Here is a 23608-nt window from a genome sequence, read left to right on the forward strand (position 1 = left end):
AAGTAGGGCCACGTTTATCACTCCGTTCTCCCGCTCGCTGTCTTGAGCAGGATTGTGGTCTAAACATGGGTCAACTTAGGATGCAAATTTCTGGCTTAAGTGGGTCAGTTTTCGATGCAATTCAACATCCAGCATATCGGTGAGGGCACAATTCATTATGGCTTGCATTTAATAAGCGACCCAAAACATCTCCGCAGCTTTGTTTCCCGCTAGAAATCAATGTCCAACCCTTGTGGCCCATTTGCTTGGCCATAGTTTTGATGGTTGTCAAAATTTCCGGTGAAAACGCCAATGCATGATCGGCGTACGAGAGAGGGATTAGGCTGTCATTATGTCGGCATTACAATGCCAAAACAGCCCCAAAATACCCAAAATAATGACAATCCTAAATCTTTAAGTTATTGATTTTAAAGGATTTGTCTGGTGCGAGGAGGGGGACTCGAACCCCCACACCATTGCTGGCGTCAGGACCTAAACCTGGTGCGTCTACCAATTTCGCCATCCTCGCTGAAGGTGTCGGGCATCGGCGCGATAGCAGTCTGGAAGCAGGTTTGCCGCAGATTTGCCGCTACCGATGCAGGTAGCATTTTGTCAAAGCGCGCCATTGTACTGCAAGCCGTTGCAGCTGTCTGCGTTTTTCTGCGCGGACATTTTCTGCTGCGAATCCATCGGTAGTACCATGCCGGCTGGCTTATCACGGACCGGGAGTTGCATGACACGCTATCGTCATTACAAGGGCGGCATTTACGAATATGTCGATGAGGCCATTCTGGAAGCTGATCTGACTCCCATGATCATTTATCGTGCGGCGGATGGGCGCTTGTGGCTGCGCCCGCGCGAGGTGTTCTTCGAGATGGTGGAGGTGGAGGGCAAGCAGGTGCCGCGCTTTCAGAAGATCGAGGAATGAGGCAAGCCCGACGTCTGGATGGCAAAAGCGATGCAAAGCTGTGTCGCGGAGCGGTGAAGCTGAACAATGCTCGGCGTTGTCGGTCTATTTGCAGAACCTTCCCTTAACTTATTCAGCTTTTCATCATTTCATATGAATCTTCAAGTATGCCTGCGGGCCGGTGTGGCCTTTTCCGCGGCGCTTCTCGCTGTTGCTGTTGCGCCGCCGGCTTCGGCGGAAGAACTGGCCGATGTCAGCACGGCTTTCCGCTGGCTGGGCAAGAACGACCGCGTGGTCATCGAGGCCTATGACGATCCCAAGGTGGTCGGCGTGACCTGCTACGTGTCCCGGGCCCGCACCGGCGGCGTGAAGGGAACGGTGGGACTGGCGGAAGACAAGTCCGAGGCCTCCATCGCCTGCCGCCAGGTGGCGCCCAGCGTGCAGTTCCAGGACAAGCTGCCGGTCCAGGAGGATGTCTTCAGCGAGCGCATGTCGATCCTCTTCAAGCGTCTGCATGTGGTGCGGGTGGTCGATGCCAAGCGCAATACGCTGGTCTATCTGACCTATTCCGACAAGCTCATCGATGGCAGTCCGATGAACGCCGTGACGGCCGTACCGGTGTCTCCCTCGACCCCGATTCCACTGAAACAGAAATAATTCGCTAAATTCTTTATACATGGGCTGGCCGGGTACTCATTGCGGCCTCTGCGGGCTTCGCCGGAGTCCGCCTGGAGGCTGGTCGGACGGGCTTTGCCCGGGTTTTCCCTCTGTTTGCAGCGTGGCAAGCCCATTTTTGGACTATCGGCGCTTTTTGCGTATAAAATAGCGAGCTTTAGCGCGGCCGGGCAGGGCGCTTGTCGTCTGCAGTCATTTGATTGGGACACAGCAGGAATGCTCCGGCTTACGGAATTCTTAACATTTGGACGATTTAAATGGCAACTGCAGTCGAAACCCTGAGCAAACTCGAACGTCGTATGACCCTGTCTTTCCCGCTGGCCGATGTTCAGGCTGAAGTGGAAAAGCGCCTGAAGGTGCGCGCCCGTACCGCCAAGGCGCCGGGTTTCCGTCCGGGTAAAGTGCCGATGAAGATGGTTGCCGCCCAGTTCGGCTACCAGGTCGAAACCGAAGTCCTGAACGACAAGGTTGGCCGCGCATTCAACGATGCCGCCGTCGAGAACAACCTGCGCGTGGCCGGTTTCCCGCGTATCGAACCCAAGACCAGCGAAGAAGCCGGCGAAGGCAAGCTGGCCTTTGACGCCACCTTCGAAGTCTATCCGGAAGTGACCCTGGGCGACCTGTCCGGCGCTGAAGTCGAAAAGACCACCGCTGCGGTCTCCGATGCCGAAATCGACAAGACCATCGACATCCTGCGCAAGCAGCGCGTGCACTACCACGTCAAGGGCGAGCAAGGCGCGCACGGCGACGGCGGTGCCGACCAGTCGGCCCAGAACGGCGACCGCGTGACCGTGGACTTCGTCGGCAAGATCGACGGCGTGGAATTCCAGGGCGGCAAGGCTGATGCTTTCCCGTTCGTCTTGGGCGAAGGCCGCATGCTGCCGGAATTCGAAGCCGCTACCATCGGCCTGAAGGTCGGTGAATCCAAGTCCTTCCCGCTGGCCTTCCCCGAGGACTACCACGGCAAGGATGTGGCCGGCAAGACCGCCGAATTCACCATCACCGTCAAGCAGATCGAATGGGCGCACATGCCTGAAGTCGATGCAGTCTTCGCTCAATCCCTGGGCATCGAAGACGGCGATCTGATCAAGATGCGCGAAGACATCAAGAAGAACCTGGAGCGCGAAGTCACTGCCCGCACCAAGGCCAAGACCAAGGACAGCGTGATGAACGCCCTGATCAAGGCTTCCGAACTGGACGTGCCGACCGCTCTGATCGACCAGGACGTCGAGCGTCTGTCCGAAATGGCACGTCAGGACATGGCCCAGCGCGGCATGGACCCGAAGGTCATGCAACTGCCCAAGGAACTGTTCACCGCCCAGGCCGAGCGTCGTGTGCGCCTGGGTCTGATCCTGGCTGAAGTGGTCAAGCAGAACAAGCTGGAAGCCACCGAAGAACAGGTCAAGGCCCAGATCGAAGACTTCGCCCAAAGCTACGAAGACCCGCAACAAGTGCTGAAGTACTACTTCTCCGACCGTCGCCGTCTGGCCGAAGTCGAAGCCCTTGTTTTGGAAGAAAACGTCGTCAACTACGTTCTCGGCAAGGCCAAGGTCTCGGAAAAGCCGGTTTCGTTCGACGAACTGATGGGTAATCAGGCGCAAGCGTAATCCGGTTTTCTCTAGTAGTATCAGAAAACTCTTACGCTTAAGGATGCATACATGACAGGTCTGATGAAGCAATCTGCACTGGACACGCAAATGCTCGGCATGGTGCCGATGGTGATCGAACAGAGTGGTCGTGGCGAACGTGCTTACGACATCTATTCGCGCCTGCTGAAGGAACGCATCATTTTCCTGGTCGGACCGGTCAATGATGCGATGGCCAACCTGATCGTCGCCCAGCTGCTGTTCCTGGAAAGCGAAAATCCGGACAAGGACATTTCCCTGTACATCAATTCGCCTGGCGGTTCGGTTTCGGCCGGCATGGCGATCTTCGACACCATGCAGTTCATCAAGCCGCAGGTGTCGACCTTGTGCACGGGTCTGGCTGCCTCCATGGGGGCTTTCCTGCTGGCCGCCGGCGCCAAGGGCAAGCGTTTCTCGCTGCCGAACTCTCGCATCATGATTCACCAGCCTTTGGGCGGCGCCCAGGGTCAGGCATCGGATATCGAGATCCAGGCGCGTGAAATCCTGTACCTGCGCGAACGTCTCAACAGCATCCTCGCTGACAAGACCGGTCGTAGCGTCGAGCAGATCAGCAAGGACACCGATCGCGACAACTTCATGTCGGCTGACGCCGCCGTGGAATATGGCCTGATCGATAAGGTGCTGACCGAACGCGCTTGAACTGCATCCTTCTGCTGCAGCGCAAAGCCATAAAAAATGCCCGAACGGAACATGTTCGGGCATTTTTTTATCAAATTTTGACGAATTTGGCACAGAGAGGGTTTTCTGCTTCTGTTTGCTTGATAAATGGCACTCTCGCTGACATATAACGGTCATATGGCGGTCCTGTGAAGCAATAAGGGGCAGCCTAAATGACCAAGCCGTGACGAATCCGGATTTCGCGGGTATGATCGGGTCGTAACTTCTATCCTAGTAGCTCTATGTCTGAGAAAAAATCCTCCAGCGGCGAAAAACTGCTTTACTGCTCCTTCTGCGGCAAGAGCCAGCATGAAGTCAAGAAGCTCATCGCGGGTCCTTCGGTCTTCATCTGTGACGAATGTATCGACCTGTGCAATGACATCATCCGTGACGAAGCCGCCAGCGTGGAAAGCGTCACCGGCGCGAAGTCGGATCTGCCCACGCCACAGGAAATCACCGACCTGCTGGACCAGTATGTGATCGGACAGGCTACTGCCAAGCGCATCCTGTCCGTGGCGGTGTACAACCACTACAAGCGTCTGAAGCACCTCGGCAAGAAGGATGATGTCGAGCTGGCCAAGAGCAACATCCTGCTGGTCGGCCCCACCGGCTCCGGCAAGACCTTGCTGGCGCAGACCCTGGCGCGCATGCTCAACGTCCCCTTCGTGATCGCCGATGCGACCACGCTGACCGAAGCCGGCTATGTCGGCGAGGACGTCGAGAACATCATTCAGAAGTTGCTGCAGAACTGCAATTACGAAGTCGAGAAAGCCCAGAAGGGCATCGTCTACATCGACGAGATCGACAAGATTTCCCGCAAGTCGGATAACCCGTCGATTACCCGCGATGTTTCCGGTGAAGGCGTGCAGCAGGCACTGCTGAAGCTGATCGAAGGCACCATGGCCTCGGTGCCGCCGCAAGGTGGCCGCAAGCATCCGAACCAGGACTTCGTGCAGATCGACACGACCAATATCATGTTCATCTGCGGCGGTGCTTTCGACGGCCTGGCCAGGATCATTTCCGACCGCTCCGAAAAGGGTGGCATCGGGTTCTCGGCCAGCGTGAAGAGCCAGACCCAGAAGAGCAATTCGGAAGTGCTCCTGAACGCCGAGCCGGAAGATCTGGTCAAGTTCGGCCTGATCCCGGAACTGGTCGGCCGTTTGCCCGTGATCGCTACGCTCAACGAACTGGATGAGGACGCACTGATCCAGATCCTCGTCGAGCCCAAGAATGCCCTGATCAAGCAATATTCCAAGCTGTTGCAGATGGAAGGCGCTGAACTCGAGATCCGTCCGGCCGCCATGCATGCCATCGCCAAGAAGGCGTTGGCGCGCAAGACCGGTGCTCGCGGCCTGCGGTCCATCCTGGAGCACGCATTGCTGGACGTGATGTATGAACTGCCCAGCGAGCAGAACGTGGCCAAGGTCGTGGTCGATGAGAACACCATCACCAACGGTGCCAAGCCGCTGCTGATCTATCACGACCAGCCCAAGGTCTCGGGCGGCTGATCGCCCGGCCTCGCAACAGACAGAAGTAGAGAAGGGTGGTGCTGTCCGCAAGGTCAGGCCACCCGGTAGCAAGAAGCCACCCCGAAGTCCGGTCACCGCAAACACGGTAAAATAAACCGGCGCACATACCCTGGCTTCCATCGAAAAGCCACCCGGAGCTAGCTTCGTGTGTGGCTTTTTTATTTTGTTGCGATCATGACAACGCACTGCCGGTGAATATTTGGTCTGCCGGACTTGTGTTTTGGTCACTCGTGCCAACATCATTCACAGTACTTATTGATAAGGCCCGCCATGACGACTCCTATACTCACAGAACAATCGCAATTGCCGCTGTTGCCCTTACGGGATGTGGTTGTCTTCCCGCATATGGTGATCCCGCTCTTCGTCGGCCGCCCGAAGTCGATCAAGGCGCTGGAAGCGGCCATGGAGCAAGGCAAGAGCATCATGCTGGCGGCCCAGAAGGCGGCTGCCAAGGATGAGCCTTCGGCCGAAGACATCTACGAAATCGGTTGCGTGGCCAACATCCTGCAGATGTTGAAGCTGCCGGACGGCACGGTGAAGGTGCTGGTCGAAGGCGCGCAGCGCGCACGCATCCATCACATCAGCGAACTGGAAACCCACTTCGTCGCCGACCTGACCCCGGTGGAGTCCGAGCAGGGTGACGACGCGGAAGTCGAAGCCATGCGCCGCACCATCGTGCAGCAGTTCGACCAGTATGTGAAACTGAACAAGAAGATCCCGCCGGAAATCCTGACTTCGCTGTCCGGTATCGATGATGCTGGCCGCCTGGCTGACACCATCGCCGCGCACCTGCCGTTGAAGCTGGAGCAGAAGCAGGTCATCCTGGAAATCTTCAATGTCGCCAAGCGCTACGAGCATCTGCTCGGCCAGCTGGAAGGCGAACTGGACATCCTGCAGGTGGAAAAGCGCATCCGTGGTCGCGTCAAGCGCCAGATGGAAAAGTCGCAGCGTGAGTACTACCTGAACGAACAGGTCAAGGCCATCCAGAAGGAACTGGGCGAAGGCGAAGACGGCGCCGATCTGGAAGAGCTGGAAAAGAAGATCCTGGCCGCCAAGATGCCCAAGGAAGCCCTGGAAAAGGCCCAGTCCGAGCTGAAGAAGCTCAAGCTGATGTCGCCCATGTCGGCCGAAGCTACCGTGGTACGCAATTACATCGATACGCTGGTCGGGCTGCCCTGGAAGAAGAAGTCCAAGGTCAACAACGACCTGACCAATGCCGAGAAGGTGCTGGAAGGCGATCACTACGGCCTTGAGAAGGTCAAGGAACGCATCCTTGAATATCTTGCCGTGCAACAGCGCGTGGACAAGCTGAAGGCGCCGATCCTGTGCTTCGTCGGTCCCCCGGGCGTTGGTAAAACCTCGCTGGGCCAGTCCATCGCTCGCGCCACGAACCGCAAGTTCGTGCGCATGGCGCTGGGTGGCGTGCGTGACGAAGCCGAGATTCGCGGTCACCGTCGTACCTACATCGGTTCCATGCCGGGCAAGATCCTGCAAAGCCTGTCCAAGGTCGGTGTGCGCAATCCTCTGTTCCTGCTCGACGAAATCGACAAGCTGGGCATGGATTTCCGTGGTGATCCTTCGTCGGCCCTGCTTGAGGTGCTGGACCCGGAGCAGAACCACACTTTCTCCGACCACTACATCGAAGTCGATTTCGATCTGTCGGATGTGATGTTCGTGGCGACCTCGAACTCCTTCAACATCCCGCCGGCATTGCTGGACCGGATGGAAGTGATTCGCCTGTCGGGTTACACCGAAGATGAAAAGACCAGCATTGCGCAGCGCTACCTGTTGCCCAAGCAGATCAAGAACAACGGCCTGAAGGAAGGCGAGATCAGCGTGGCCGAATCGGCCATCCGCGACATCATTCGCTACTACACCCGCGAGGCTGGCGTGCGTTCGCTGGAGCGCGAAGTCTCCAAGATCTGCCGCAAGGTCGTGAAGATGCTGCTGCTGAAAAAGCAGGAGAAGAAGGTCACCGTTACCTCGCGCAATCTGGACAAGTTCCTGGGTGTGCGTCGCTTCGACTTCGGCATCGCCGAGAAGGAAAACCAGATCGGCCAGGTGGTTGGCCTGGCCTGGACGGAAGTGGGTGGCGACTTGTTGACCATCGAAGCGGTGAACATGCCCGGCAAGGGGCAGATCATCCGTACCGGTACGCTGGGCGATGTCATGAAGGAATCGATCGAAGCCGCTCGCACGGTGGTGCGCAGCCGTGCCCGCAAGCTTGGTATCAAGAACGAAGTGTTCGAGAAGAGCGACATCCACATCCACGTTCCGGAAGGCGCGACACCCAAGGACGGTCCGTCCGCCGGTATCGCGATGACGACGGCGCTGGTGTCGATCTTCAGCGGCATTCCGGTACGTGCTGACGTGGCGATGACGGGCGAGATCACCTTGCGCGGCGAAGTGCTGCCCATCGGCGGTCTGAAGGAAAAGCTGCTGGCGGCGCATCGCGGTGGCATCAAGACCGTGCTGATCCCCGAGCAGAATGTGAAGGATCTGGCCGAGATTCCCGACAACGTGAAGAACAAGCTGGAGATCATCCCGGTACGTTGGATCGACAAGGTGCTCGAAGTTGCCCTGGAACGTCAGCCTGTGCCACTGAGTGAAGACGAGGCCATCGTCGACACTGCCGTGGCCGCCAAGGAAGACAAGACCGATCCCGTGGTCAAGCACTGATATGTCTGACCATCTGTGCCGGTAGTTCACTGCACAGCTGATCGCAAAGCGCCTCTCGCGAGGCGCTTTTTTTTTCGCCTGACTGGATCATTCATTTTCTTGGCAGGCAGGATGAAGTAAAAAATCCTCACTGAAAATCGCGTCAACGCCGGAAACCCGCTTGACACCTGAAGATGCGGCTTGTTTAATAGCCGCTGCGGAATTTTTCCGTAAGGCAATCGACGGTGAGCGGGGCTCGGTCGAGATTGGTCGGAGCCGGGCACTGTCGTTTGAAATCAAACAGATCAAATACTTGTTCGAGGGGCGTAAGTGAATAAAGGCGAACTGATAGAACACATTGCCGGTGCAGCGGATATTTCCAAGGCAGCGGCTGGACGTGCAGTGGACGCATTCATTGGTGCAGTCAAGACCACGCTGAAAAAGAACGGCACGGTGACCCTGGTGGGTTTCGGCACCTTCGCCGTCGGCAAGCGCGCGGCCCGTACTGGACGCAATCCCCAGACCGGTGCTGCCATCAAGATCAAGGCATCGAAAGTACCCAAATTTAAAGCTGGCAAAGCATTAAAAGATGCTATAAAATAATGTTCTTTCGTTGCAGGGGTAACTCAGCAACGAGACTGTCAAGGTTGCCGGGCGCTTAGCTCAGTTGGTAGAGCGGAGCCCTTACAAGGCTTAGGTCGGGAGTTCGAGCCTCTCAGCGCCCACCAGCATCTTGCAGTCGGCACCAGTTTAGGAGCGGTAGTTCAGTTGGTTAGAATACCGGCCTGTCACGCCGGGGGTCGCGGGTTCGAGCCCCGTCCGCTCCGCCAGATAAAACGCCTCGTTCGCAAGAACGGGGCGTTTTTGTTTTTGCGCAAAAAATTGTGGAGGCAAGGAGACGTATCTCTAGCACGCCTACCCCTATTTGGAAAAGACACAGTTGCCGATTGGGAAGATTACGCTACACGCTAGAAAAAATTTGAGTTTCCCGTACTATTTCCCTCTGGAAATGCTTACACTAAGCCAGAATTTGCAGTTTCTCAAAACAGGAGACCGGCACACACCGGGGCGCAATAATGTTTTTGAGGGAACCCGGCCTGTCACACAGGCCGAGGAAGAGGGCTTGAACCGCTCCCCAAAGATGTATGAAGAACCCACCGAGATGCAGTAGCGGATTCGCATGAAGTGCAGTGACAGCAAGAGGACGGCGACCCCATGGTCGCTCTCCGGCGGTGACGCACGTTTGGCATCTAATGGGATAAACAGGGGGTAGCGATGAAGCTCGCCAATTTCAATATTGGCGTCCGCTTGGGCGCCGCATTTGCAGTGGTCTTGTTGTTGATCGTGGTGACCGCCACGGTCGGGATCAGGAACCAGTCTTCCAACAACGCTGAAATCAACAGCATCGTCAACGAGAAGTACCAGCTCATCGCCTTGAGCAACCAGATCAAGAACAATGGCTACAAGGCCAACGCGGTACTGAGCAACATCCTGCTGGCGGCCACGCCGGAAGCCTCGGCCAGGTACATGGACGAATACGCCGGTCTGCGCAAGGCCAATACCGATGCCTACAAGCAGCTCGAAGGCATGCTCGATACCGACAAGACCAAGGCCCTCTACGCGGAGCAGACGACCGCCCGCTCGGCCTATGGCGTGGCAGTGCGCAAGTTCTTCGAACTGATGAAGAGCGAAGACCGTGCCGCCGCCACCACGCTGTATCAGGGCGATATGTCCAAGCTCCAGCTGAACTACTTCGTCATGGTCGACAAGATGGTCAATTCGCTGGCCAGCGAAATGGTGGTTGATGCCAACCAGGCCGCCGACGAAGGTCGGATGGCCGTGATCCAGATGCTGGTGCTGTCGGCCGTGGCTGTGGTGCTGGCGTCGGTGATCGGTCTGTTGATCACGCGTTCCATCACCGCCCCGGTACGGCATGCAGTGATGCTGGCCGAGACCGTGGCCCAGGGTGACCTTTCCTACCGTCTGCAGGCCAATGGCAAGGATGAGATCAGCCGCCTGCTGCAAGCGCTGCAGCACATGAGCGATAACCTCCATGACACCGTCTCCAACGTGCGCAACGGTACCTCGGCCATCGATATGGCTGCCCGCGAACTGGCGCAGGGCAACCTGAGTCTGTCGGACCGCACCGAGCAGCAGGCCAGCTCGCTGGAAGAAACCGCCTCCGCCATGGAACAGCTGACCTCGGCGGTGCGCCAGAATGCCGACAATGCCCTGCAGGCCAGCCAGCTGGCTGTCTCGGCCTCGGACGTGGCCGTGCGCGGCGGCGCCTCGGTGGAGCAGGTGGTCAACATCATGAGCGCCATCAGCACCTCCTCGGGCAAGATCGCCGACATTATTGCCGTGATCGACGGCATCGCCTTCCAGACCAATCTGCTGGCCCTGAACGCGGCAGTCGAAGCGGCCCGCGCTGGCGAACATGGTCGCGGCTTTGCGGTGGTGGCCAGCGAGGTGCGCGGGCTGGCACAACGCAGCGCGGTAGCTGCCAAGGAAATCAAGTCCCTGATCGAAGGTTCGGTCAGTCACGTCAAGGCCGGCAGCACCATCGTCGAACAGACCGTGGCCACCATCGATGAAGTCATCGCCAGCATCAAGCATGCGACCGACCTGATCACCGATATCAGCGCCTCCAGCAAGGAGCAGAGCGAAGGCATCGAGCAGATCAACCAGGCCATCAGCCAGATGGATCAGATGACCCAGGAAAACTCCGCCCTGGTGGAGCAGAACGCCGCCGCCTCCAAGGCCTTGCAGGCCCAGGCGGAGCAACTCTCGGCGCTGATGGGACGTTTCCGCCTGAGCGAACTGATCGCCCATGGTGGCTATGCCGGTGCGGCACGCGGCGGCGTGCGCGAAAAGATCATCCAGCCCGAACTGTCCCTGATCCAGGGCTAGGGCTTCCCATTTTTGTGTGAACGCAGTGTGGTAAGAGGATCCGCGAGGAGACCGCGGCCGGCCATTGACGGCCGGTCGTGACAAGAACAAGCAGTCCCATCCCGGGATATTGCCGCGCCCGCCAGGGCCCGGCAACGGTTCTGCGGGTGCGGACGCAGCCATCGTCTTTTCCGTCCAGGGCATGTCGGCGATCTCGATCTCGATCTTGATGCGACATGTCTGCGTACTTGCCCAGAAAGGTTCGCCATGACACTTCATTCCCCGAGTTCGCTCGACCAGACTTCCCTTACCGCGCGCCAGGCCCTGGCGCACGCCCGCATCCAGTCCTTCATCGATGCCTACCGCAACGAGGGCTATCGCATCGCCGACATCGATCCGCTGGGCACGATCTCGGTGCCGGACATTCCGGCCCTCCTGCCGCAGACGCACGCACTGGAGGACGAGGATATCGCCCTGGCGCAGCACCGCTTCCTCGAAGGCCTGGGCCTGACCAATGTGAAGGAACTGACCCATCACCTGAGCCGGCTGTTTTGCGGCCCGCTGGCAATGGATTGCAGCGGCGTGCGCGACGAGCCCCGCCGCCAGTGGCTGCTGGCGCGCCTTGGTACCCGCGACCCCGGTGCCGAGCCGGATGCGCCAGAACGGGCAGCCGTCCTGGCCCGCCTGGCGGCAGCCGAGCAGTGGGAGCACTATCTGCAGCAAGACTATCCCCAGGCCAAGCGCTTTTCCCTGGAAGGTTGCGAAAGCCTGCTGTTGCTGATGGATACCCTGGTGGAGCGCTGCAGCTTCTACCAGCTGGACAAGCTGTTCTTCGCCATGCCGCATCGTGGGCGCCTGAACCTGCTGGTGAACCTGATGCAGATGCCGGCGGCCGAGATCGTGGCTTACTTCGACCCTAGCCGTACCACCCTGGCGGCCGCCAGCGCGGTGGACCTGCCTTACCACCTGGGCGCCGAGACCGTGCGCCCGACCGCGCTGGGCCAGGTCGGTCTGTTCCTGGCGCACAACCCCTCGCACCTGGAGAGCGCCTATCCGGTCCTGCTGGGCATGGCCCGCGGCTACCGCGCCAGTCACCCGCAGGCAGCACCACCTGCCTCGGTAGTCATCCACGGCGACGCCGCCTTCTGCGGCCAGGGCGTGGTGATGGAGTCGCTCAAGCTGGCCCAGCACCCTGGCTATGACGTGGGTGGCACGGTCCACGTGATCGTCAACAACCAGATCGGCTTTACCACGCCCAACCCGCTGGACCCGGAGAATCACGGTTATTGCACTGATATCGCCCGCGTCGTCGGCGCGCCGGTGTTGCACGTCAACGCCGACCAGCCTGAGGCCGTGCTGCGCGCTGCCCGCATCGCCTTTGACTACCGCATGCAATTCCACGCCGACGTGATCATCGACCTGGTCGGCTATCGTCGCTGGGGCCATGCCGAACAGGATACGGCCACCGTGACCCAGCCGTTGCTGCATGGCTTCATCGAGAAGCATCCCTCGGTAACCCAGCTTTATGCCCAGGCCGGCTGGCCAGGTTCGGACCAGGGTGCAGCGTTGTTGGCAACCAGCGCCCAACAGACGCTGGCAGCCTTCCGGGCCAGTCGTGCCGAGCCCGCAGGGGCAGCAGGCATCCCGCGCGCATCGGCGCCGTCGGCGGTGCTGCACCCGAGTGAAAACGCAGCACCGACCCTGAACCAGATGCGGCAATGGGTGGAGCGGATGACGCGTCTGCCGGCGGGTTTCACCCCCCATCCGGCCATCGTCAAGCTGGTGGCGCAGTGGCAGCACAGCGTGGTCGCGCCGGAGCATCCCTGCAGCTGGAATTTCGCAGAAAACATGGCCTATGCCTCGCTCCTGGGGGCTGGTCATGGCGTGCGCATTTCCGGCATGGATGTGCAGCGTGGCACCTTCATGCAACGCCATGCGGTGTGGCATGCAGTCGATGAGGCACAGGCGCAGCAGCAATCCTTCTGGCCACTGCGCGAAGTCGCCTCACCCGGGGCAAGCCTGGAAGTGATCGACTCGCCCTTGAGTGAAGAGGCGGTGGTCGGTTTCGAATATGGTTTCAGCGTGCAGACGCGCCCGGACTCGCTGGTGATCTGGGAAGCCCAGTTCGGCGACTTCGTCAACGGCGCCCAGATCATGATCGACCAGTACGTCACCTCCGGACGCGGCAAGTGGGGCTATGCATCAGCACTGACGATGCTGCTGCCGCATGGTTACGAAGGGGTGGGGCCGGAGCACTCCACCGGTTATCTCAGTCGCATGCTGCTGCTGTGCGCGGATCACAATATCCGGGTGGCCTATCCCTCCAGTTCGGCGCAGTGGTTCCATCTCCTGCGCGACCAGGCCCTGCATGCGGACCGACCGCTAGTGGTCTTTACGCCCAAGTCGGTACTGCATGGGGAGCCGCGTGCCAGTTCGCCACTGGCAGCCTTGCTGGAAGACACGTTCCAGCCTTTGCTGTCCGACCAGGACGCTGCGCAGCCGGAGCAGGTCAGGCGCGTCGTGCTCTGCAGTGGCAAGGTGCGCTACGACCTCGACGATGCGCGTGCCAAGGCGCAGGATGGAAACACCGCCTTGCTGTCGGTGGAACAACTCTATCCCTTCCCGACGGCACAACTGGGCGAAGTCCTGCGCAGCTATCCGCAGCTGCAGGAAGTGGTCTGGGTGCAAGAGGAAGAGCGCAATCAGGGCGCATGGTTGTGCGTGCGCGATGCCATTGAGGCCGCCTTGCCCGGATCGGTGCGCCTGCGTGGGGTCTATCGGCCGGATACCGCCTCCGGGCCCACTGCCTCCAAGGCCAGTCATTACGCCCAGCAGGCAAGCCTGATGCAGGCGGTGTTTGCGCAGGACTGATCGACCGACACACGGCCAGATCGGCGCCACATCAGAGCGTGATTCCAGCAGGCAAAAAAAACGGTGCACTTCTGCGCGAAGTGCACCGCTTACCCCCTCCGGTCTCCCCGGTTATCTGGTCGTGTTGACGTTGTAGTCCGCAAGTTAAGCTTTAGTCAAGTAAGTTTCATGCTGCACCTGCTCATTCCCGGCGTCAAAGGCGCTTCGGCATGCGGTTGCCGGACGCCTGCAGCGTGCTTGTCTCAGTAGGTCAGCGTGACCGTCACGGTGTCCGAGTAGGCGCCGGCCAGTGGTGTCTGGGCGGCGGCGATCTGGCCGTACACGGTCAGCGTCTGGGTCAGGCCCGAGCCGGTACCGGTGGCGGTATCGGTGCCGATGGTCGAGCCCCAGTTGTTGGTGCGGGCCGCATCGCGGTACAGCGCATAGTTCAGGGTACCGCCGCCGGCCGCGCTCATCTTGCGGTTGCTGACGGTGGAGCCGGTGCCGGTGCCGGCATCCAGACCGACGTTGTAGGCCGTGCCGTTGGTGCAGAGCACGGTGATGGTGCCGGACTGGTTGACCACGCTCTGGGTGTAGGCGCCGAAGGCGATGGCCGAACCGACCACGGTGCAGGCGGCGACCACCGAGGCGCTGATGGTCAGCGTGCCGCTGGCGGTGGCAGCGAAGGAAGCAGGTGCGCTGGAGGCCAGGACGACGGCGGCGATGGAAGCAGCAACGAAACGGTTCTTCTTGGCAAAAAACATTTGGTTTCTCCGGTGTTGGCCGCTCCGTCCTTGCCCCTTGCAAGAACTTCCCTGTGCAGCGCTGGTATGGAGACACTTTAATTGCCGGGCGTCGTTGGCGACATCCGGCGATTCCCTAGGGCCCTGCCAATCGGCGTCAGGGAAAACCTGAAGCGCCATGACATCGATACGACATCGATACGGGATCCATACGGGATCCATACGGGGTCAATACGTGATCAACACCGTCAGCGTATCCAGGTAGCTGCCGGCCTTGGCGTTCTGGCTGCCCGGCACCCGGCCATAGACGGTGTAGCTCTTCACCACCGGTGTCAGCACTTGCAGCAGGTAGCCATCGGCGATGAAGCCGGTACTGGACGAGCCGTCGCCCCATACCGAGGTCCGTGCCGAGTCGGTATAGACCTGGTAATTCAGGCTGTTGGCACCGCTGAGCATCTTGCGCGAGGCATAGGCACCGCTGCTGCCGGCGCTCAGCTTGACCGTATAGCCGATCAGCAGCGATACGGTGGCCTGGCAGGTCACGGTAATATTGCCGGTATTGTCCAGATGCGCGCTGGACTGCGGATCGTAGAGCCCGAAGGCCACCGGGTTGGACGCCGACGAGCAGATCTGTTGCGCCTGCACGGGTGCGCTTGCCAGTAGTGCGATGACCCAGGCCAGGGCCGGGTGGAGCAGATGGATCGATTTCATGTATTCTCCATGATGCCGGTCGTCCTTCAACGGCAGATCACGACTTCGTTGCTCATGCCACCTTCGCTGCGCGGTGGTGGCGTCAGCGTGGCGTGACACTGCGCACCTGAGGGCAGCAGGACGTCCAGCGTATTGACCGGTGCCAGTTCCTGCAGGTAGCTCACGCCGTCATAGCCGACCGGCGCCTGCAAGCCGGTCTCGCGTACCCGGATGCTGGCCCCCAGCGGGATGAACTGTCCTGTCTCATCCTTGAGGATGATGGTGACATCCGAGGCCCGTCGTGCATTGAAATGCACCACCACACCCGAGCGATCACGTGGCCGGATGTACTGGTCCGGCTGGTCCAGTTGCAGCGTCAGCGGCAGGTCCAGCACGTCCACCGAGATCTTGTTGACGTCGTAGGCACGCAGGTCGGTCAGCAGCAACTGGCCGTTGTCGTCGGTGCGGCCGGCATACCGGTTTTCGTTATAGATGCCCACGTTCTTGACGCCGCTGGCGTTGACCACCGCAAAGCTGTCCTCGATCCAGTCCGAGGCGAAGCTGCCGCCGTCCATGAAGGACACCGAGCCGCGCGCGCCCAGCCGCTGGCTGGTGGCATTGGCCGCCTGCGAAGCGGCGGCGGTCAGGCTGCCATAGCGGCTCTTGTAGTTGAGCTGGGCGATGCGCTGCTGGTAGCTGCCTTCGGTGTCCTGCAGCTGCCAGCCGAAGTCGCCGATGGCCACCGTCGAGCGGCTGGCCTGCAGGGTGGCGGTGCGCTGGCCGTTGTTGTTGCTCACGCTGGCACCGGCCACGTCGCGCCCGCCGAAGGGGATGATCAGACCGATGGTGGCCCCGTAGCCGCCGTTGCGGAAGTCGCGGTAGCCGGTCAGGTACATATTGGCGCTGCTGCCCACCGACTTGAACCAGGTCACGGTCACCGTTTCGCTGTCGGCCAGGCCGCTGGTGCCGGTGTCGGTAAGGAGCAGCGGACTCTTGCTGCGCGCATAGGCCATGCTCAGCGAGCCGCCGCTCCCCAGGTTCAGACCCAGGGTGGCGATGGTGGCGGCCCGTGAGACCGGTGCTCCCTGGATGGCGCCGATGTCCTGGTAGTGGCGGGTGGACTGGGTGCGGGTCAATGACACGCTCACCGGATCGGCATTGCGTTCAACGGCCAGAGAAACCTGCTGGCCCGAGCCGCTGTCGCCGCTGCTGGCGGCCAGCGCGGTGGCCAGCACGGCGCGGTTGCCCAGGTTGAAGACGGCGCCGCCGCCGGCCAGTTTCAGGCTGCGCATGGCCTCGGCATGGCCCTCCAGCGTGATGCTGTCGCTCAGACCCTGGCGGGCCGTGCCGGACAGGGCGAACTGCCCGTAGTCATTGCTGCGCAAGCCATAATTGCGGCGCACCCAGCCACCCTCCACCGAATAGGACGACAGACCCGGTTTCAACAGGCGATCGGTGGCATAGAAGTTGATGGTGCGCAGGGTCTGCCGTCCCAGTTCGTCGGTGACCGCCACCGCGATCTGGCCGGCGCCGCTGGCAATGGGCGGCTGGCGGATCTCGAAGGGACCCGGGGGTACCGGTTGCGAGAGCTGGCGCACGCCGTTGACGAACAGATCCACGGTGGACGGCACGACGGTCTCCCCGCCCAGCGACGGGGTGGGGAAACGCACCAGGTCCGGACGCAGGTTGAAGTCCGAAGCGTACTGGAAGCCGCCCAATCGCACCGAGCGGCTCCAGGCCAGGCTGCCATTGATGACATCGCCTAGCCGATAACGTGTCAGGCTGGCCGGTTCGGAATAGGTGTAAGTGGTCTCCAGGCGCGCCGACACGCCGCCGCTGTTGCCGGTATAACCCAGCCCGGTCGAACTGAGCACGCCGCTGCCGGCGAACCAGCGCGCATCGAACAGGCCGCCCAACGCATGCTGCCTCTGGCTGGAAGAGGCCAGCAGGTCGTAATTCAAGACCACGCCGCGCCCGCCCTCAGACAAGGGAACCCGGCTGGCGATGCTGGTGGCGTCGATATCGGTCGTGTTCATGAAGCGGGCCGGAATCATGAGGTTGATCTTGGCAGCGCCCTCGTCGAGGTCGACACCGGTAGCGATGGCGCGCAGGGCGATCAGTTCGTCGTCGGCACCATCCACGCGCAGCTTGAGACTGCGCAGTTCGGCGGCGGTCGCGTACAGGGCCTGCTGACGACGCGTGAACTGCGCCACCAGATCAGTACCGCGTCCGTTGATGGAAACCTCCAGCAACAGCACGTCGTCACCCGCCGCGGCTCGCGCCATGGTCGCCGTGGCGCCCAGCAGCGCCAGCATCAGCAGGAGTAGCCAGCGCAGCAGCCGTTTCAAGGCGCCACGGTGAGTTCGGTATCAATCGGCCCGGCGTCGCTGTTGGCAGTCATCTTGACTTTGCTGCCCACGGCAAGCGGGGTCTCGGTGTCGATCAGGTATTGGCGCGTGATGCCGGTGAGGGTGTAGGGGTTGCCGCCTGCCGGGGCGGTGATCTTCTTGCCGTTGGGCAGGGTCAGTGCCAGGTCCAGCAGCCGTGCGCGACGGTTGCCGACATTCTGCACCACCAGGCGCGCCGGCTTGCCTGAACGTAACTGATAGTCAAGTTGGACCTTGGGCGGGGTGACCGGGGCGATGAACACCGGCATCGAAATCCGGAATTTGAAATTGATCGTGGCCCCCTCGGCTGCCGAGGGGATTTCGTCGATCAGCAAACGGAAGGCGATCTCGCCGGCACCCGCCGCCTGGCGGGAGACCACCCGGATCACCTGGGATGCGCCCGGTGCCAGGTTGAATACTGGCGGGCTGATGATCAGGTTCTGCGTCGGCTGGAGATCATCCTTGCTATCGACCTGGTTCCAGTCGAAGGCGCGGATCTGCAACGACACATTATGGTTGTCGTTATTGACGATCTTGATCACGCCAGCCGTGCGTGAAGAGGACAGCTCCAGCACTACCGGAGCGATCTCGAAATTGGAGGCCTGTGCTTGTTGCCATCCCCCGGCCGTCATGAGGCAGCCCAGCGCACAGAGACGTGCGAGCCGCCACAACATGGATTCTGATCTCGTCACGCTACGAAATCTCCATTCTGGTTGTCAGGTATTTGTCAATTTTTTGCTAGAGTAAAACGAAAACGTGAGAGGTAAAACAAAAAGTTGCGACGCAGCCACAAAATTTGACTAAAAGTTAAATATTTCTTTGCTGTAAGTTGAGTGTCTGGGCGGGAGAAGTACGTGTTGACGTACGGAGATCATGAAAAAATGGCGCGACCTCGAAGGAGAGGTCGCGCCATCATCGGCTGCGGTGAGAGGCAATTGATTGACCACGGCCATCGTATCGACGGCCATTGGGCGAGCGGCTTCAGTAAGACAGGGTAATGGCAACCACGTCGCTATAGCTGCCCGCGCGAACGGTCTGACCGGCTGGAATGTAGCCGTAGACCGGCAGGTTCTGGGCCGTACCAGTCCCCACGCCGGTCACGGTCTCGCTGCCACTGCTGTTGCCCCAGGTCCGGGTGCGCGCAGCATCCTGATACAAGCCGTAATTGAGCGAATTGGCACCGTCAGCAGTGGACAGCTTGCGGCTGGCGACATTGCCACCAGCACCGGTTCCGGCATCCAGGCTCACGGTGTAGCTGGTGCCGGCGGAACAGGCGACGCCGATCTGGGCATTCTGCTGTAGTGCTCCGGACGAATACACGCCAAAGGGCAGGGCGGCGCTCTGCACCACGCATTGCGTGGGGACGATGGCACTGATGTCGAGCTGGCCTGTGGTGGAGACGGCCAGCGCGTCAAGACTCAGGCCGGGCAGCAGGCCGGCTGCAAGGAAGAGGGCAGTGGATTTTTTCATCATGATGCGATGCCGGCGAATGACTGTAAAAGCTGGAATCTATTATAGAATTAATTCGAATATTTACTTATAAAGCAGTGTCAAAGGTGCAGACAAGCAACACGTTTTTCTGCAAATTTGAAGAGTTTGCTTCCATTTGCTGACAGAAAGAAAACAATTGATGCCAGATCGTCACATTCCGGCATCACTGCAGACAGCAAGGAGACCTACCCAAGGCAGCCTGTTGCCGAAGGGGCTGTGGGGTGTCGAGCGCCGCATCGCTGCGCGCCTGGACCGGCGAACCTGTGAAAAGACCCTGCCTGAACGCGTGCACCGCTTTGCAAGTGCTCGTTTCGGTTGGGCATGCAGGTAACCGCCTGTCAAGCGCACGACGTGACCAGTAAGCCAATGAAAAGTAACCGATGTGACCATGTGATACATGCCGATAACTAGACAAAGCGGGCTGGCGCGCGCCAGTACCGGCATCTTCTTCTTGCTGGCCCTGCTGCTGTCGCTGGGCGTGGCGGCGTTTTCCTATTACAGCGTGCGCGATTTCGAGCAGCGCGCGGTCCGGCTGCAGCATAGCCATACCGTCATCAACAAGCTGGAAGAAGCCAATTCGACCGTGCGCGACGCTGTCAGCAGCTCGCGTGGTTACGCGTTGTCCGGCAACCGGGAATACCAGGCCAGCTTCGAAGCCGGGGTAAGGCAGGTAGATACGCTGCTGCGCGACCTGCGCAGCCTGCTGGGCGACAACCAGCAGCAGTTGCAATTGCTCGCCCGTATCGAAGACCTGGTGGCCCAGCGTATCAGCCAGTCGCGCCGGCTGATGGAGCTGAGCCCCGATGAAGGTCGTCAGCGGGTACTGGAAGGCAAGGACCTGAGCGACCGCATCCGCAACGGTTTCGAGGAGATGAAGAGCAACGAGAATGCCTTGCTGGCCAAGCGTGCCCGCGACACGGCGGCCAGCGCCAGCCTGACCATCATGATGGTCGTCAGCGGCAGCCTGCTCAGCATCGCCCTGCTGGTGATGGTCTACAGCAAGCTGCGACGCGAAATGACCCGGCGGGTGGAAGCGCAGCAGCGCGCCCAGGCCTATTCCGACGAGATCGAAGACCTCTACAACAACGCCCCCTGTGGTTACCACTCGGTCGACGAGAGCGACAAGACCATCATCAAGATCAACGACACCGAACTCAAGTGGCTGGGCTATACCCGCGAGCAGGTAGTGGGCCGCATGACCCAGCTCGATCTGCTGGCGCCGGTCAGCGCCGAACGTTACCAGCGCGAGCTGCATCCGCAATTCCTGTTGAAGCGTGAGATCAACGGCATCGACCTCGACTTCCGCCGCGCCGATGGCAGTGAATTCACGGCCCTGGTCAATGCCACGGCCATCCCCAGCCGCGACAACAGCAAGCTGATCAGCCGCACGGTCATCTATGACATTTCCGAGCGCAAGCGCGCCGAGGACGAAATCGAGGCCCTCAATGCCGACCTGGAGCGGCAGGCCCAGCACCTGCATAGCGTCAACAAGGAACTGGAAAGCTTCTCCTATTCCGTCTCGCATGACTTGCGTGCTCCGCTGCGCGCCATTTCCGGTTACGCCATGATCCTGGAGGAAGACTACGCCAGCGTGATCGACGAAAAGGGCCGGGAACAGTTGCAGGTGATTCGCCGCAACGTGCGCAAGATGGATGAACTGATCAACGACCTGCTCAAGCTGGCCAAGTCCACCACGGGTGAACTGACCTTGCAGCGTTTTTCGATGGAAGAGGTGGTGGGCCAGGTCATCGCCGGCCTGCGCCAGGAAAACCCGACCGTGCAGTTCGAGGTCGCGCCGCTGGAAGGCGCCGTGGCCAATCGCGGCCTGATCACCCAGGTCTGGGAAAACCTGCTGTCCAATGCCGTCAAGTTCAGCAGCAAGAACGATCAGCCGCTGGTGCGGGTGACCATGGAGGTCGGCCCCGAGGAATACATCTATGGCGTGCATGACAATGGCGTGGGCTTCGACATGCGCTATGTGCACAAGCTGTTCGGCACCTTCCAGCGCCTGCATCGCCAGGAAGAATATCCGGGCACCGGCATCGGGCTGGCGCTGGTGCAACGCATCGTGATCCGCCACACCGGCCGGGTCTGGGCCGAGAGCACCCCCAAGGTGGGCGCGAGTTTCTATTTTTCGCTGCCGCGCAAGGGTGTCATGCCCAGCCTGGGTGATGTGCGCTGAAGCGCCATGATCGAGGCCGGGCAAGAGAGGAGCATCGCATGGACCGATATGCCAGCCGCATTCTGAACAAAGAGTCTGACCGAGAGAGACCTGCCCCATGAGCATTCCCCTACGCGTGCTGTTCGTCGAAGACATGGAAGAAGATGCCGTGCTGATGGTGCGCGAACTCAAGCGCGGCGGCTTCGAACCGACCTGGCAGCGGGTCGACGACGAACAGGCCCTGCTGGCGGCACTGCACGAGCAGCGCTGGGACATCGTCATCTCGGATTACTCCATGCCCATGTTCAGCGGCGTGGAAGCCCTGAAACTGGTCAAGGCCGACAACGACCAGACGCCGTTCATCATCGTCTCCGGCGTCATCGGCGAGCAGACCGCGGTGGAGGTGATGAAGGCCGGCGCCCAGGATTACTTCCTCAAAAGCGCCATCGCCCGTCTGCCGCACGCGGTTGACCGCGAACTGCGCGACGCCCAGGCGCGGCGCAAGCAGCGCGCCAGCGCCCAGGCCCTGCGCGAGATGCAGGCGCGCTTCAACGCCTTCATGAATGCCGCGCCGATGCCGACCTGGATCAAGGATTCGCAGCTGCGCTACAGCTACGTCAACCCGGCGCAGTCGGCCTTCTTCGGCATGACTCCGCATGACATGGATGGTATGAGCGACGCCGAGCTGATGAGCACCGGCGCGGCCCAGGCCTCGCAGGAGTACGACCGCAAGGTGCTCGATGAAAAGGTCGAACTGCACACGCAGGAAACCATCTTCGACCACAACCACAATGCCCGCATCCTCGACGTGGTGCGCTTTCACATCAGCGGCGAGGGCAAGGGCGACATGGTGGCCGGGCTGGCCATCGACGTCACCGAGCGCGAGCAGTCGCGGCGCGAGCTGGAGTTGGCGATCCAGCGCCAGCAACTGCTGTCGTCGCGGGTGATCGAAGTACAGGAGCGCGAGCGCCAGCATCTGGCGCGCGGCCTGCATGATGACGTGGGACAATCGCTGACGGCGCTCAAGATCAACCTGGAAACCATCAAGAAGACCGGTACCCTGGAAGGCCCCTCGCTGCAGAACGGCATCGACATCGTCACCGCCGTGCTGGCCCAGGTGCGCAGCCTGTCGTTGGACCTGCGCCCGCCGCAGCTGGACAACCTGGGCCTGATCGCCGCCCTGCGTTCCTACGTGGAGCAGAAGTCCAAGCTGGCCAACGTCAACGGCTGGTTCGAAAGCAGTGGCCACGACGACGAGTTGCACCACGACATCGAAAACACTGCCTTTCGCATCGTGCAGGAAGCGGTCACCAATATCCTGCGTCACGCCAGGTGCCAGAACATCTGGGTCAAGATCGATCGCCAGCAGGACCAGGTCTATCTCAGCATCCGCGATGACGGTCGCGGTTTCGACATCGAGCGTGCCCGCAGCAACGCCATTTCCGGCACCAGTTTCGGCCTGCTCAACATGGAAGAGCGGGCCGTGCTGGTAGGCGGTTCCATGGATATCACTTCGGCGCCCGGCGCAGGGACGGAAATCGTCATGCACCTGCCGGTCGCCCCTATCGTCAGGAGGTTGTAATGCTTACACGAATCATGCTGGCCGACGACCACGCGCTGGTGCGCAGTGGCATCAAGGCATTGCTGACCGCCATGCCCGGTGTGGAAGTGGTGGGCGAGGCGTCCGATGGCGCCGAGGTCATCGAGATGATCCCGCAGCTCAAACCCGACCTGGTGCTGCTGGACATCGCCATGAAGGGCATGAACGGCCTGGAAGCGCTGCGTCGCCTGCGCGGCGAATACCCGACCATCCGCTTTTTGATGCTGTCCATGTACGGCAGCGAAGAATACGTGATGCAGGCCTTGAATGCCGGTGCCAACGGCTACCTGTTCAAGGATTCTGCCGCCACCGAGCTGGAGAAGGCGCTCTACGAGGTCAAGCACGGCCGCCAGTACCTCGACTCGCACATCTCGCGCGAGGCCCTGGACAACTACATGAAGCGGGTGGCCCAGAACGGTACGCCGGTGGAGGTCCTGACCCCGCGTCAGCGCGAAATCCTGCAATTGATCGCCGAGGGCAACAACACCAAGGAAATCGCCTACCAGCTCAATGTCAGCGCCAAGACCATCGAGACCCATCGGGCGCAGTTGATGGATAGGCTGGATATCCGCGATGTGCCGGGTCTGGTGCGGTATGCCATCCGTACCGGGATTGCCACGCCGGACAAATGACGGTCGCCCGGGTTAAGGAAAAATCTGATTTTTTTTGAATTCGGCTGTGCAATAATCGCCTGACAGTACCGGGATCGGCGTCGGTACTGGTGTTCCAGCGAATCGCCGATGCTG

At 60.5% G+C, this 23608-nt stretch carries 17 protein-coding genes and 3 tRNA genes; 14 read left to right on the forward strand and 6 right to left on the reverse strand.

Features of this window, described 5'->3' with window-relative positions:
- Positions 1–421 precede the first annotated feature (421 nt).
- A tRNA-Leu gene (locus I5R65_RS00005) sits at positions 422–508 on the reverse strand.
- Between the two features lie 204 nt (positions 509–712).
- On the opposite strand from I5R65_RS00005, the gene I5R65_RS00010 reads away from it, so the two are divergent.
- The 11 genes from I5R65_RS00010 to I5R65_RS00060 all read left to right on the forward strand — a co-directional run bounded on the left by I5R65_RS00010 (position 713) and on the right by I5R65_RS00060 (position 13811).
- The gene (locus tag I5R65_RS00010) at positions 713–907 is read left to right on the forward strand and encodes a DUF1653 domain-containing protein (RefSeq protein ID WP_006463925.1); all 195 of its coding nucleotides are present in this window, start codon (positions 713–715) and stop codon (positions 905–907) included.
- Between the two features lie 132 nt (positions 908–1039).
- Positions 1040–1543 carry a CreA family protein gene (locus I5R65_RS00015; protein WP_102663815.1) on the forward strand — a complete coding sequence of 168 codons (504 nt, stop codon included), beginning with the start codon at positions 1040–1042 and terminating at the stop codon, positions 1541–1543.
- A 275-nt stretch (positions 1544–1818) separates the two neighbouring features.
- Positions 1819–3168, forward strand: coding sequence for a trigger factor (tig, locus tag I5R65_RS00020; RefSeq protein ID WP_180670864.1), 1350 nt, complete (start codon positions 1819–1821; stop codon positions 3166–3168).
- Between the two features lie 51 nt (positions 3169–3219).
- Positions 3220–3846: an ATP-dependent Clp endopeptidase proteolytic subunit ClpP gene (gene clpP / locus I5R65_RS00025; RefSeq protein WP_006463922.1), complete on the forward strand. Its 627-nt coding sequence runs from the start codon at positions 3220–3222 to the stop codon at positions 3844–3846.
- 260 nt (positions 3847–4106) lie between these two features.
- Positions 4107–5372: an ATP-dependent Clp protease ATP-binding subunit ClpX gene (gene clpX, locus I5R65_RS00030; protein WP_180670865.1), complete on the forward strand. Its 1266-nt coding sequence runs from the start codon at positions 4107–4109 to the stop codon at positions 5370–5372.
- 291 nt (positions 5373–5663) lie between these two features.
- Complete coding sequence (gene lon / locus I5R65_RS00035; RefSeq protein ID WP_180670866.1) at positions 5664–8072, forward strand: endopeptidase La; 2409 nt, start codon at positions 5664–5666, stop codon at positions 8070–8072.
- 309 nt (positions 8073–8381) lie between these two features.
- Positions 8382–8654, forward strand: a complete 273-nt coding sequence (locus I5R65_RS00040) for an HU family DNA-binding protein (RefSeq protein WP_102663817.1) — start codon at positions 8382–8384, stop codon at positions 8652–8654.
- Between the two features lie 49 nt (positions 8655–8703).
- Positions 8704–8779, forward strand: a tRNA-Val gene (locus I5R65_RS00045).
- 25 nt (positions 8780–8804) lie between these two features.
- A tRNA-Asp gene (locus I5R65_RS00050) sits at positions 8805–8881 on the forward strand.
- A gap of 445 nt (positions 8882–9326) precedes the next feature.
- Positions 9327–10961, forward strand: coding sequence for a methyl-accepting chemotaxis protein (locus I5R65_RS00055; RefSeq protein ID WP_180670867.1), 1635 nt, complete (start codon positions 9327–9329; stop codon positions 10959–10961).
- A gap of 246 nt (positions 10962–11207) precedes the next feature.
- Positions 11208–13811, forward strand: a complete 2604-nt coding sequence (locus tag I5R65_RS00060) for a 2-oxoglutarate dehydrogenase E1 component (RefSeq protein WP_180670868.1) — start codon at positions 11208–11210, stop codon at positions 13809–13811.
- A gap of 242 nt (positions 13812–14053) precedes the next feature.
- Here I5R65_RS00060 and I5R65_RS00065 read toward each other — a convergent pair whose 3' ends face one another.
- The 5 genes from I5R65_RS00065 to I5R65_RS00085 form a co-directional block, all read right to left on the reverse strand.
- Positions 14054–14554 (reverse strand): spore coat U domain-containing protein, encoded by a 501-nt coding sequence (locus tag I5R65_RS00065; protein ID WP_180670869.1) that lies wholly within the window; start codon positions 14552–14554, stop codon positions 14054–14056.
- 207 nt (positions 14555–14761) lie between these two features.
- On the reverse strand, positions 14762–15244 hold the full coding sequence (locus tag I5R65_RS00070) for a spore coat U domain-containing protein (RefSeq protein WP_180670870.1): 483 nt from the start codon (positions 15242–15244) through the stop codon (positions 14762–14764).
- Between the two features lie 26 nt (positions 15245–15270).
- Positions 15271–17571, reverse strand: a complete 2301-nt coding sequence (locus I5R65_RS00075) for a fimbria/pilus outer membrane usher protein (RefSeq protein ID WP_180670871.1) — start codon at positions 17569–17571, stop codon at positions 15271–15273.
- Positions 17568–18284, reverse strand: a complete 717-nt coding sequence (locus I5R65_RS00080; protein WP_231395010.1) for a molecular chaperone — start codon at positions 18282–18284, stop codon at positions 17568–17570. The genes I5R65_RS00075 and I5R65_RS00080 overlap by 4 nt, the downstream gene beginning before the upstream one ends.
- A gap of 307 nt (positions 18285–18591) precedes the next feature.
- A complete protein-coding gene (locus I5R65_RS00085; RefSeq protein WP_231395011.1) occupies positions 18592–19080 on the reverse strand; it encodes a spore coat U domain-containing protein in 489 nt (162 codons plus the stop codon).
- Positions 19081–19498: 418 nt separating this feature from the next.
- On the opposite strand from I5R65_RS00085, the gene I5R65_RS00090 reads away from it, so the two are divergent.
- The 3 genes from I5R65_RS00090 (at position 19499) to I5R65_RS00100 (ending at position 23494) form a co-directional block, all read left to right on the forward strand.
- Entirely contained in the window at positions 19499–21283 is a 1785-nt protein-coding gene (locus I5R65_RS00090; RefSeq protein WP_180670873.1) for a CHASE3 domain-containing protein, read from the forward strand.
- Positions 21284–21380: 97 nt separating this feature from the next.
- A complete protein-coding gene (locus tag I5R65_RS00095; protein ID WP_180670874.1) occupies positions 21381–22844 on the forward strand; it encodes an ATP-binding protein in 1464 nt (487 codons plus the stop codon).
- Positions 22844–23494 carry a response regulator transcription factor gene (locus I5R65_RS00100; protein ID WP_039875663.1) on the forward strand — a complete coding sequence of 217 codons (651 nt, stop codon included), beginning with the start codon at positions 22844–22846 and terminating at the stop codon, positions 23492–23494. Before I5R65_RS00095 ends, I5R65_RS00100 begins: the two co-directional genes overlap by 1 nt.
- Positions 23495–23608 lie beyond the last annotated feature (114 nt).

It is taken from the genome of Herbaspirillum sp. AP02 (assembly GCF_015767275.1).
GTDB lineage: Bacteria > Pseudomonadota > Gammaproteobacteria > Burkholderiales > Burkholderiaceae_D > Herbaspirillum.

Excerpts from the sequence above, each read along its gene's own strand:
- I5R65_RS00010 (WP_006463925.1), top strand. The coding sequence starts at position 713 with ATGACACGCTATCGTCATTACAAGGGCGGCATTTACGAATATGTCGAT.
- I5R65_RS00015 (WP_102663815.1), top strand. The coding sequence starts at position 1,040 with ATGAATCTTCAAGTATGCCTGCGGGCCGGTGTGGCCTTTTCCGCGGCG.
- tig (WP_180670864.1), top strand. The coding sequence starts at position 1,819 with ATGGCAACTGCAGTCGAAACCCTGAGCAAACTCGAACGTCGTATGACC.
- clpP (WP_006463922.1), top strand. The coding sequence starts at position 3,220 with ATGACAGGTCTGATGAAGCAATCTGCACTGGACACGCAAATGCTCGGC.
- clpX (WP_180670865.1), top strand. The coding sequence starts at position 4,107 with ATGTCTGAGAAAAAATCCTCCAGCGGCGAAAAACTGCTTTACTGCTCC.
- lon (WP_180670866.1), top strand. The coding sequence starts at position 5,664 with ATGACGACTCCTATACTCACAGAACAATCGCAATTGCCGCTGTTGCCC.
- I5R65_RS00055 (WP_180670867.1), top strand. The coding sequence starts at position 9,327 with ATGAAGCTCGCCAATTTCAATATTGGCGTCCGCTTGGGCGCCGCATTT.
- I5R65_RS00060 (WP_180670868.1), top strand. The coding sequence starts at position 11,208 with ATGACACTTCATTCCCCGAGTTCGCTCGACCAGACTTCCCTTACCGCG.
- I5R65_RS00065 (WP_180670869.1), bottom strand. The coding sequence starts at position 14,554 with ATGTTTTTTGCCAAGAAGAACCGTTTCGTTGCTGCTTCCATCGCCGCC.
- I5R65_RS00070 (WP_180670870.1), bottom strand. The coding sequence starts at position 15,244 with ATGAAATCGATCCATCTGCTCCACCCGGCCCTGGCCTGGGTCATCGCA.
- I5R65_RS00080 (WP_231395010.1), bottom strand. The coding sequence starts at position 18,284 with ATGTTGTGGCGGCTCGCACGTCTCTGTGCGCTGGGCTGCCTCATGACG.
- I5R65_RS00085 (WP_231395011.1), bottom strand. The coding sequence starts at position 19,080 with ATGAAAAAATCCACTGCCCTCTTCCTTGCAGCCGGCCTGCTGCCCGGC.
- I5R65_RS00090 (WP_180670873.1), top strand. The coding sequence starts at position 19,499 with ATGCCGATAACTAGACAAAGCGGGCTGGCGCGCGCCAGTACCGGCATC.
- I5R65_RS00095 (WP_180670874.1), top strand. The coding sequence starts at position 21,381 with ATGAGCATTCCCCTACGCGTGCTGTTCGTCGAAGACATGGAAGAAGAT.
- I5R65_RS00100 (WP_039875663.1), top strand. The coding sequence starts at position 22,844 with ATGCTTACACGAATCATGCTGGCCGACGACCACGCGCTGGTGCGCAGT.